This window comes from Dongia sp. P2_B8 (assembly GCF_056404715.1).
Genome location: NZ_JBFUDM010000009.1, coordinates 153347 through 164258 on the forward strand (window position 1 = coordinate 153347; position 10912 = coordinate 164258).

Annotated in this window: 9 protein-coding genes; 3 read left to right on the forward strand and 6 right to left on the reverse strand. The window is 60.0% G+C overall.

Features of this window, described 5'->3' with window-relative positions; all coding sequences use genetic code 11:
* The first annotated feature begins 112 nt into the window (after positions 1–112).
* Positions 113–616 (forward strand): hypothetical protein, encoded by a 504-nt coding sequence (locus AC1DWZ_RS21805; RefSeq protein ID WP_477171060.1) that lies wholly within the window; start codon positions 113–115, stop codon positions 614–616.
* A 39-nt stretch (positions 617–655) separates the two neighbouring features.
* Here the strand turns inward: AC1DWZ_RS21805 and AC1DWZ_RS21810 are convergent, their stop codons facing one another.
* From AC1DWZ_RS21810 to AC1DWZ_RS21825, 4 genes are all read right to left on the reverse strand, one after another.
* Positions 656–1078, reverse strand: coding sequence for a hypothetical protein (locus AC1DWZ_RS21810; protein ID WP_477171061.1), 423 nt, complete (start codon positions 1076–1078; stop codon positions 656–658).
* A 79-nt stretch (positions 1079–1157) separates the two neighbouring features.
* Positions 1158–2177 carry a GlcNAc-transferase family protein gene (locus tag AC1DWZ_RS21815; protein WP_477171062.1) on the reverse strand — a complete coding sequence of 340 codons (1020 nt, stop codon included), beginning with the start codon at positions 2175–2177 and terminating at the stop codon, positions 1158–1160.
* A complete protein-coding gene (locus AC1DWZ_RS21820; protein ID WP_477171063.1) occupies positions 2149–3954 on the reverse strand; it encodes a GlcNAc-transferase family protein in 1806 nt (601 codons plus the stop codon). The genes AC1DWZ_RS21815 and AC1DWZ_RS21820 overlap by 29 nt, the downstream gene beginning before the upstream one ends.
* A 123-nt stretch (positions 3955–4077) precedes the next feature.
* Positions 4078–5838: a hypothetical protein gene (locus AC1DWZ_RS21825; protein ID WP_477171064.1), complete on the reverse strand. Its 1761-nt coding sequence runs from the start codon at positions 5836–5838 to the stop codon at positions 4078–4080.
* 367 nt (positions 5839–6205) lie between these two features.
* Between AC1DWZ_RS21825 and AC1DWZ_RS21830 the strand changes: the two genes are divergently transcribed.
* On the forward strand, positions 6206–7321 hold the full coding sequence (locus AC1DWZ_RS21830) for a THUMP domain-containing class I SAM-dependent RNA methyltransferase (protein WP_477171065.1): 1116 nt from the start codon (positions 6206–6208) through the stop codon (positions 7319–7321).
* A gap of 93 nt (positions 7322–7414) precedes the next feature.
* Positions 7415–8806, forward strand: coding sequence for a phosphoglucomutase/phosphomannomutase PgmG (gene pgmG / locus AC1DWZ_RS21835; protein ID WP_477171066.1), 1392 nt, complete (start codon positions 7415–7417; stop codon positions 8804–8806).
* Here the strand turns inward: pgmG and fcl are convergent.
* The gene (gene fcl, locus AC1DWZ_RS21840) at positions 8787–9731 is read right to left on the reverse strand and encodes a GDP-L-fucose synthase (RefSeq protein ID WP_477171243.1); all 945 of its coding nucleotides are present in this window, start codon (positions 9729–9731) and stop codon (positions 8787–8789) included. The genes pgmG and fcl overlap by 20 nt on opposite strands.
* 5 nt (positions 9732–9736) lie before the next feature.
* The gene (gene gmd / locus AC1DWZ_RS21845; protein ID WP_477171067.1) at positions 9737–10807 is read right to left on the reverse strand and encodes a GDP-mannose 4,6-dehydratase; all 1071 of its coding nucleotides are present in this window, start codon (positions 10805–10807) and stop codon (positions 9737–9739) included.
* Between the last annotated feature and the right edge of the window lie 105 nt (positions 10808–10912).

The following is a 10912-nucleotide window of genomic DNA, read 5'->3' on the forward strand; positions in this document are numbered from 1 at the left end:
GGTGCGGCGCCCCCCACAATAATGCGGCTTCACAGCATTGCGATTTGAAGTACCGGAAAACACTTCCAATAATGCTTTCGAGTCCTTTGCCGAGTGATTTTGGAGAACATCGATGCGCGTTATGATTCCGCTATTGACGGCCGGCGTTATGCTTGGACTATCATTGGGTACGGTGCCGGCAGTTGCCGATAGCGCCCCGGAGCCAGGCGCGAACCCGCCTGTCAGCGCGGAGCCGAGCGTTGGCGATATCGTGATCGGTGAAATCGAGCGGCGCACCCTGCAGAGCTACTACCAGCGTCATCTCGATGATTGGGAGCATGAGAACGACGGCAAGCAGCATAAGAACAAGAAGAAGGGGAACGGCAAGGGGCTCCCGCCCGGCCTGGCCAAACGTGGCGAGCTGCCACCGGGGCTGGCCAAGCAGCTGGTTCGCAATGGCCATTTGCCGCCGGGATTGGAAAAGCGTGATCTGCCGCCAGACCTGCTGTCACAGCTGCCACCGCTCGATCCGCACTATCGCTATGTGATCGTGGACGACAAGGTCATGCTTGTGCGCCGGGCCACCAATGTCATCTTGGATATTCTCACCGTGGCGGCGATCGATCTACTGAATTGAGGAAAGCGGCAAGGCCATCCTGCGCATGTCGGACGCCGATCAATGCCGCCGGATGGGCTTGGCGTTCAATTCATAGTCAATGACAGAAGCCAAGCTGCGGGCGTCCTGCAGTCGCACAATGGCTGGGAAAGTCTCCCGGCCAAGCACGAGATGGACTTCGTCTGCCGAATAATAGAGCACTGTCCCATTGAGAAACTTGATGAAGTCCATGCCGGACACGTCGAAATGTTCGGAATGCGAGTCTTCGGGGGCGATGCCGCGCCGAAGAACTTCTTCATATCCATTTATTTCGAGCCATAATTTATGACCACCGGTCTCAATTACAATTGATCCGGTCTTATCAGGGGTCAGGTCGGCAAGTGCCAGGGTAATGGCATTCGCGTCATTGGGCGTCGTGCCATGCCATGTCGCCGTCGCGGAGGACGCCAGACCTTGTTCAAATGACGCTCGGGTCCGCGACACGTTACTTCTCCCACTTCCGTCCCAGCGGCGGTCGGCCGCAAGACAGGTTTCCTTCCATAAGAACGATGATTGCGGGGATTTATGCCGAGCTTGGTGAAAATTTTTCAACGCCAGGATAGGGCGGGAAGTCGCCGGTGGCAGCGGGGCCACCGAAGGCTTGCCGCCGGAAGTCGATGCCACTATGCGCCTGGAAGTCAACAACGCTGCGAAGCTGGCCAAATCCATACTGATCGAGACCCCTGACAATATCGGGATCATTGCTGGTCTCAATGCCAAGGAGGTGTCGGACCCGGCGATGGGCCTCCTCAATCAACCGTTGATGCTGCGCCTCGTCGCGCCACCCACCGGCGCGCCCCTGCCTGCGCCAGTCATGCCAGAGGATATGCTCTGACGGAGCATAGCAATCCCAGCCATGACTCCAGAATCGTACCGAGCGGGTAATTTCGTCACCCTTCATGTGGATATGCGGATCCCAGGGAACCTCGGCCATAGCTATCGCCGGTCCGAAGAAGAAGTGGCCGCAGATGAAGGGGTTTGGCAACAGGCGTCGCGCGGCAATGTCATGCTCCGCGATGGGTAGGTTGCTGAAGAAGACCGGCAACCGCGACTGCTGGTCGAAGCCACGGAAGATCGTCTTTCCCGGGACCGCGGTCGAGAGGTCACGCGGTGGTCGGTATCCCATCGCAATGGTCGAGATGACCGGTTTTGCACTGGGACAATGTTGCAGAAGATCGATCAGCGTCACGTCCCAACCGCGGGCAAAGCGATGATGCGCATCGATCTGCAGCACATAATCTTCTCCCTGCCACAATTTCTGTGCTTCGGCCCGCGCCCAGCAGGCGCCCCTGCTTTCGCTGATGTGATAGCGCGCTTCGCGCACCTGCTCCGGGCGCGTGACGATATCGAAGCAGTCGCCATCGGCCTCGGGCAGCCATTGCCAACAAACGCCGGCAAAAATCCGCTCCGGATACGCGGCCTGGGCAAAAAGGTCGCGCAGGGTCAATTGGCAATCGACATCGCGATAACTCGCGATGCTGACGAAGATGGTCTGGTCTGGTGTCGTCGGCAGGTTAGGTGCTCTTCTGTTCGTCTTTGGCATGGAAAAAACCGGAGAAGGCCATGCGGACATTATCGCCGGCATATTCGTTCACATAGGTGATGAAATGGTAGCTGTCGGGCTCCAGGAAGACGATGCGGTTGCGTTTTGGCAAAATGACCTGGCCAATGCCGGGGTCGAAAGCGAAGGCGGTCTCGCGCTCGCGATCGAGCCAGACATTCTTGATCGACTTTCCCTGGCCGTAGAGATTGACTACGTCGCTCGCGAGCTGCGTTCGCTTGTCGAGCACGACCAGCAATCCACCCCAGTGAAGATCCCATTGCGGCGCCATGAAAAAGGTATAGGCCCCGGTATAGACCTCGCGGCCATCGCGGTGGAGCGAGAGGCCGGTCCTGGCTGGATAGAGAAAGGAAGTCACGGAAAAGGCGCGCCAGTCGCTGCCACCACGTCCAACGAGTGCTTCGACGTCTGGCGCATATTTGGCAACGCGCTCGGCAAAGAGATCGTATGCTGTGCCGGTCGGATATTGCCACGGCTTCTTCTCAGGCCCCGGCGGGGTGGTTTGATAGAAGCAGTTGCGCAAGCCCCGCATCGGGAAACCGTCATGCGGTCGCCAAGTGCGGCTGATCTTGTCACCAGTGTTGACATGCTGGTAGTCGCTGTAGAGTGCCCAGCGATAAACCTCCTCATAGGTCTCGTCGGGCAGGAAATCGTCGTAGACGGTGAATTGTTCGGTCGCCATGACCTTGCGCGGCGGGCGATCTTGTTTCGACAGTGACGGCAAAGACGCGCTGATACTCTTGACCTCTCGAGCCTTGCCGGGCGGCACGACAACGGGACGTTTTTCCAGTGCTGCCAAATCGATCTCTCCCTCTTTGGCGCGCGCATCGATCATCTTGCTGGCGAAATTCACGCCGCTGAATCTTTCGAAGTCGCTCAATGAACGAACCTTGCCCAGGCCGTATCGGTCGAGATCCTGCAAGGCATCCGGGTCGCTGCTGCGTTCGATGCCGAGTAGATGCCGTAGACGCTTGTGGCCGCGTGCCTGGAGAATGCCGAAATCCGGATTGTCGCCCCAATGGCTGGGGCGCGAGGATTTGTCCCACAGATGCCAGAGCAGATGCTGGTTGGGTGCGTAGATATCCCAGCCATGGCTCCATAGGCGAAGTGATAACGCGATCTCTTCGCCAGAAAAATAGATCATCGGATCGTAGGGGATATCCTGCAGCCATTGGCTGGGTCCAAACAGGAAACCGGCGGCGCAGAAGGCGCTGCGGATTGGTTCTGGGGCCGACTGTTCGGTGGGCGTCAGCAGGCGGCTGGTGAGGGCCGGAATCTGCGTCGTCGCATCGAATTGCTTGAAAACCACCTTCAGGGGACTGCCCGGGATGATGGCGGCGGGCAGGCGGAATCCCTGGGGATAGGTCGAGAGCACGGAGCGCTTGCTGGCGCAGGCCGCCAACTGGCCGAGCATGGCCTCGTCCCAGCCCTCGGCAAAGCGATGATGCGCATCGATTTGCAGGACATATTCTTCACCTTGCCACAGGCTCTGGCCATGGGCACGCGCCCAGCCGACGCCCTTGCTGTCACGCGCGTCGAAGGTGAGAACACGCAGCTGCGCGGACCGGGCCGTGGTGAAGGGAAGATCGTCGTCAACGCCTGGCAGCAATTGCCAAACGATACCAACGAAGACACGCTCAGGATGCCGGGCTTTCGCGAAGAGATCCTCGACCGTGGTGCGCGTATCGCTGTCTCGATAGCTGGCGATATGGACGAAGATGCGCGGAAGTACGGGTGCCGTTTCAGCCGTCATGGTCATCTTACGCCCCAGGAATCATGGCCGGTTGCTGGATGCTACCACAGGCGATGGCGTTACCATATCGCAGAGACAGGAACGGGCATCCCCGAGGGGATGCCCGTTGTCAGTGCGTGGATCACTTACTCAGACGATTGTGATGTCCTTGTCGACATATACCTGCACATCCGTGCCGCTGACCGAGGAGGTGTAGAGCGTATAGTCCCGGCCGTCGGTACCCTGATAGGTCTGGCCATCGGTGCTCCATGTCCCACTGGCGGTGTCGAGCATCTCCAGCGTGTCTTCCGCATCACCCTGGACGAACATGATGTGATCGCCGTCGGTCATGTCGATGACGCTTTCGGCGTCGAGTTTGATCACTGTGCCGTCATCTTTCGCAGTGTTCGGATTCTGGTCGCCCTCAAAGTCGAGGATCTCCATGTTCCGGACATGCGCATCATCATTGTCGGACGCGTTGGCCCTGAAGTTCGCCAACAGGTACATCTCGGCACGATCGTCGCCCGTGCCACCGTCGATCAGGCTGCCTTTGTCCTGAAGATCGGCATTGTCGACCGCTTCAAAGACGTCGTTGCCGGCACCGCCTTCCATATGGTCGCCGTTCGCCCCACCGTGGAGGCAATCGTTGCCATCACCGCCAAAGAGGAAGTCGGAGCCATTGAGGCCTTCCAGGACGTCGTCACCGGCATCGCCATAGATGGTGTCGCCGCCATTGTCATGCCCCTGGTCATCACCACCGCTCAGGATGTCGTTGCCATCGCCGCCGTGCATTTCATCCTTGCCCTGGCCACCGAAGCCAAGATCGTCACCGATCCCGCCGTCGATGTAGTCATCACCCTCGTCGCCGTGCAGTGAGTCATTGCCAATGCCACCACTTAGATGGTCATCGCCACCTTCGCCGTGCATGGTATCGTCGCCATTCTCACCGCCGTCGATGACGTCATCCTTGCCGCCACCCAGGATCAGGTCATTGGCATCGGTGCCGCTGATATTGTTGGCATCCTTGTCGCCTTCGATCGTGTGAGTCGGGTCACCAACGACGATCAGCGCGTCATTGCAGACAGCATTTGGGGCCTCAACGGTCGGTTCGAAGGTCGGTTCAAACGTTGGTTCGAAAGTCGGCTCGAACGTGGGTTCAAACGTCGGCTCGAAGGTCGGTTCGAACGTAGGCTCAAACGTCGGTTCAAAGGTTGGTTCGAACGTGGGCTCGAAGGTTGGTTCGAAAGTCGGCTCGAACGTAGGTTCGAAGGTTGGCTCGAACGTGGGTTCAAAGGTCGGTTCGAAAGTCGGCTCAAAGGTGGGTTCGACGCTCGGTTCGACCGGAGCGACATCCGCTTCGATGATTTCCGGGAAAGCGCGCTGGATCAGGCCGTAGTTGAGAGCCGTGGCGTTCAGGCCGCCAACAGCATTCAGGCCACCAATGCCACCACCGGGCGCGAACGGCGCGAACAGGCCGCCATTGTTGTCCGGCCCCGCGCCCGGATCACCGGCCGCGGTGCCCCCAGCAGCCGTCTGGATATCGAGATTGGGGTCGGTTGCGGCCAGCACGGCGGCCACGTCGACAGCTCTATTGTCATTGCCAAGGATCGTGATATCGCCTTGCGCTGTCGCGTCGGCATAGCCGAGCAGGATCACCGTAATATCGCCGACCTTGACCGCAAGATTGCCATTGTCGCCAAGTTTGGCGGTCATGCCATCGGCGGGGAAGGGCAGTTCGACCGTCTCGCCAGGCGTTACCTGGACCCGCACGGTGTTCGCGCCGCCCAGCATCTGAACTTGAACAGGCGTGCCGCCGGACTGGGTCGGGTACACCTGGATGATGTCCTCTGCGTGGATGGAAGATTCAAGGCGGGGCGTTTCGGCGCCGTTGCCACTATTGTCGGTCGTCATTTTGAAACTCCCAGCTTGAATTGGGTCGGCTCAGAGCGGCGGGCTCGGCGGCCGACAGAATGCATGTGCTGGGAGAACGGCCGAAAACCGGCCAATATTCCTCAAATTTGACGGGTATATTACACCTCGCTCACATTTTGATGTGTGCTAAGCGAGATTGATTCGCTTGACCCGATCAAGATTCGTGTGCGGTCAGGCGACACACCTGGGTGGGGAGGGGCGTTTCCCTCTCAAAATGCGCCAACCAGGGCGCCGAAGCCCATGCAGCTGCATCCCTTGGCCAGTGGTTCACGTCGGTCCGGTATCACTAGCTTCCCCGTCGCCGAAAGGTGTCGATGTCTGTTCGCCTGGGCGATATACACACGGCATGAATACAGACGGTGATTTTGAGATTTTCCTGGTGGCCTCTCCCGGTTTTGAATCCGTGCTGTGCGCGGAGGCGCTGGAGAAGGGATTCATCGACCCAAAGGCGGTTGTGGGCGGGGTCACGATCAGGGGCAGTTGGCACGAAGTGTGGCGGGCGAATTTGAAGCTTCGCGGCGCCAGCAGTGTTTTTGCACGGGTCGGCGCATTCCCGGTTTTTCATCTGGCGCAACTCGACAAGCGGGCGCGAAAACTGGCATGGGAGCAATCCTTGCGCAAGGACGTGCCGTTCCGTGTCGAGGCGTCCTGCAAGCACTCCAAGATCTACCATTCCGGGGCCGCGGCGCAGCGGGTCGAAACGGCGATCGTGGAAACTCTCGGGGCGCCGGTCTCGCCGGAGGCCGAGGTTTGTGTGAAGGTACGCATTGAGGACGATCTCTGTACCATCAGCATCGATACGTCTGGGGATTCCCTCCACAAGCGCGGCCACAAGGAAGCCGTCAACAAGGCGCCAATGCGCGAGACTTTAGCCTCGCTCTTCCTGCGCCAGTGCGGCTATAGCGGTACCGAGCCTGTGCTCGACCCAATGTGCGGGTCCGGCACGTTCGTGATTGAGGCGGCGGAAATTTCCGCAGGCCTTGATCCTGGAAGATCGCGGCCGTTCGCGTTCGAGCACCTCGCGAGCTTTGACGCAGCGGCTTGGCAAAGCTTGCGCAGCAGCGGTGTCGGCACCAAACCTGAGCTTCGATTCTATGGCTGCGATCGCGATGCGGGTGCGATCGACATGAGCCGGGCCAATGCGGCCCGTGCCGGCGTCACTGAGATCACGTCGTTCCGGCAATGTGCCATCGGCGGCTTGACCATGCCGAGCGGACCGCCTGGCTTGGTCATCGTCAACCCGCCCTATGGCACGCGCCTTGGTGACAAGAAGCGCCTTTATCAATTGTATGGCGCGCTCGGCCAAACGCTGCGATCGCGCTTCTCCGGCTGGCGCGTGGCGCTGGTGACGAGCGAAGCATCGCTTGCCGCCGCCTGCCGCCTGCCGTTTGCGCCTCCGTCGGGTCCCGTGTCGCACGGGGGACAGCGCGTGACATTGTTCCTGACCGCATCATTGCCCTGATCGGATGCTTCAAGTTGCCCGGCTCGGCAAAATCATGTAGCCAGTCTGGTGCCTATTTTGTCATTCGGTCTTCCAGGCGGGACGATGATCACAGTGGAAAACAAATCTCCGATCGTGCCGGCGTCGATCCTGCGTGAATATGACATCCGCGGCATCGTTGGAGAGACTCTGACGGTGGCGGCGGCCGAGGCGATCGGGCAGGCATTTGCCAGCATCGTCGCAGACGGCGGCCTTGCCCACCCGCGCATCTGTGTCGGCTGTGATGGTCGGTTGAGTTCGCCGGATCTTAAGGCGGCGGTCATTGCGGGCGCCAGACGGGCGGGCGCCGATGTGATGGATGTGGGTCTTGGGCCGACGCCGATGCTCTATTTCGCGGTCAACTACCTGGTTGCTGATGGCGGGATCATGATCACCGGATCCCACAACCCGCCAACCCATAACGGCTTCAAGATGATGATCGGGCGCAAGCCATTCTATGGCGGTCAGATCCAGGAGCTCGGTCGGCGCATCGCAAGCGGCGATCTGCGGCAAGGCAACGGATCTGCACGATCGATCGCGATGATGAACACCTATGTCCAGCGCCTGCTGGCCGATGCCGTCGACCTCACCGGCATGGCGATCGGCTGGGATGCCGGCAATGGCGCAGCGGGCGACGCCATGGCTGCCCTCGTTGCCAAGCTCGGTGGGCGCCATGTGCTGCTCAACGCGCGGATCGACGGCACATTCCCGGCGCATCACCCTGATCCAACCGAGCCGCACAACCTCGTGCAGCTGCAAGAGGCCGTGATTTCGCAGAAACTGGATCTTGGCATCGCGTTCGATGGCGATGGCGATCGGATCGGCGCCGTTGATGCGCTGGGACGCATTGTCTCCGGTGACCAGCTGCTGGCGATTTTAGCGCGCGAGGTGCTGGCCGACCGGCCCGGCGCCACCATCATCGCCGACGTAAAGGCAAGCCAGGTGCTGTTCGACGAGGTGGCACGGCTCGGCGGCAAGCCGCTGATGTGGCGCACCGGCCATTCGCTGATCAAGACCAAGATGGCGGAGACCAATTGCCCGCTGGCCGGTGAGATGAGTGGCCATATCTTCTTTGCCGATCGCTATTTCGGCTATGACGATGCGCTTTATGCTGCCGTTCGCCTACTGGGTGCCATCAAGAGCCAGGGCGGCAGCCTTGCCACCTTGCGCGATGCGCTGCCAGCCGCGGTGAACACGCCGGAAATCCGGATCGATTGTGACGATGCGCGCAAATTCGACGTGGTGACGGAAGTACGTGCCAGGCTGCTGGCACGTAAAGTGGCCTTCAACGATATCGATGGCGTCCGTGTGCAAAGCGGCAGCGGCTGGTGGCTGCTGCGTGCGTCAAACACCCAGGCTATTCTGGTCGGCAGGGCGGAAGCGGCAAACGAGGCCGGCCTTGCGACCCTGCTGGCGGAACTGCGCAGCGAACTCGCCCTGAGCGGTGTTACGCTGCCACTGGGTTAGCCAGATACCATTCATAAGTCGCGGCAATGCCGGCCCGGAGATCGATCTTTGCGCGCCAACCAAGATCGGTGAGGCGTGATACGTCGAGGAGCTTGCGCGGTGTTCCGTCCGGCTTGGAGCGATCGAAAGCAAAGCGCCCGCGATAGCCGACAATGTCGGCAATCATGGTGGCCAGCTCCGCAATGGTGATGTCGCTGCCAGTGCCGACATTGAGCGGAATATCGCCGTCGAAATTCTGCATCAAGAAGACGCAGGCGTCAGCAAGATCGTCGACATGCAGGAACTCGCGCCGTGGCGCGCCGCTGCCCCAGATCGATACCTCGTCCGCCCCGGACAATTTAGCCTCATGAATCTTGCGCAGGAGGGCAGGGAGGACATGGCTCGATTGCAGATCGAAATTGTCGCGTTGGCCATATAGATTGGTCGGCATGCAGCTGATGAAATTGCTGCCATATTGCTGGCGATAGGCTTGGCAGAGCTTCAGTCCGGCAATTTTGGCAATCGCATACCATTCATTGGTCGGTTCCAGCGGGCCGGTCAGTAACGATTCTTCACGGATCGGCTGTGGCGCCATTTTGGGATAGACGCAGGACGAGCCGAGGAACAGCAGCTTGCGGACACCGATCTCCCGCGCTGCCGAGATGATGCTGGTCTCGATGGTGAGGTTATCGAACAGGAACTCGGCCGGGCGACGGCTGTTTTCGAGAATGCCACCGACTTTGGCTGCCGCCACGAAGACAATGTCCGGTGCCTGGGCCTTCATCCAGCGCAGAGTGGCATGCGGATCGCGGAGATCGGCGTCATTGCGCGAGGCTGTCAGAATTTCGCAGCCTTCGCGCGCCAGGCGCCGCAGGATGGCGGATCCCACCATGCCGCGATGGCCTGCCACCCAGACGCGGCTACCTCGCAGCGAGACGGGCGCCATCGACGTCACACCAGATACCCTTTGAAGTCGGGTTCCGATTGCAGCAGCTTGAGATCGGCCGCGACCATTTCCTGGACGAGATCCGTGAATTTGATCTGCGGCGTCCAGCCAAGCAGGCGGGCGGCCTTGCTGGCGTCGCCCAGTAGCAAGTCGACCTCGGTCGGACGGAAATAGCGCGGGTCAATGGCGACGATCTTGCGGCCGGATTTCCGGTCGACACCAGTTTCGTCGACGCCCTGGCTGTGCCACTCGATGTCCATGCCGACATGGGAGAAGGCAAGCTCGACGAATTCCCGCACCGAATACATCTTGCCGGTCGCCAGCACGAAATCTTCCGGCACGTCATGCTGCAGCATGCGCCACATGCCATCGACATAGTCGCGCGCATGGCCCCAATCGCGCTTGGCGTCGAGATTGCCGAGATAGAGGCATTCCTCCCGCCCGAGGCTGATATTGGCAACGGCGCGAGTGATCTTGCGGGTGACGAAGGTTTCGCCGCGGATTGGACTTTCATGGTTAAAGAGGATGCCGTTGACGGCGAACAGGCCGTAGGCCTCGCGATAGTTCACAGTGATCCAATAGGCATAGAGCTTGGCAGCGGCATAGGGACTGCGCGGATAGAAGGGTGTGGTTTCCCGCTGCGGTGTTTCCTGGACCTTGCCAAAAAGTTCAGAGGTGGAGGCCTGATAAAACCTGGTCTTGCGCTCGAGACCAAGGATGCGGATCGCTTCAAGCAGGCGCAGGGTGCCGATACCGTCGGCATTGGCCGTGTATTCCGGCGTTTCAAAACTGACCTGCACGTGGCTTTGTGCCGCCAGATTGTAGATCTCGTCGGGCTGCGTTTCCTGCACGATCCGGATCAGATTGGTGGCGTCGGTCATGTCGCCATAATGGAGATGGAACGGCTCACCCGACACATGGGGGTCGTGATAGAGATGATCGATGCGGGCGGTGTTGAAAGAGGATGAGCGCCGCTTCACCCCGTGCACGATATAGCCCTTGTCCAGCAAATGGCGCGCGAGGAATGCGCCGTCCTGGCCGGTGATGCCTGTAATCAAAGCCACTTTCTGGGTCATTGCGCGCCGTTCGAGTCGGTGACGTGGGGCAGAGCAGGGCAACGTTTATCCGTGGGGTGCCCCAAACACAATAAATTCGAGCAGGCGATACTAGGACAGCTTGTC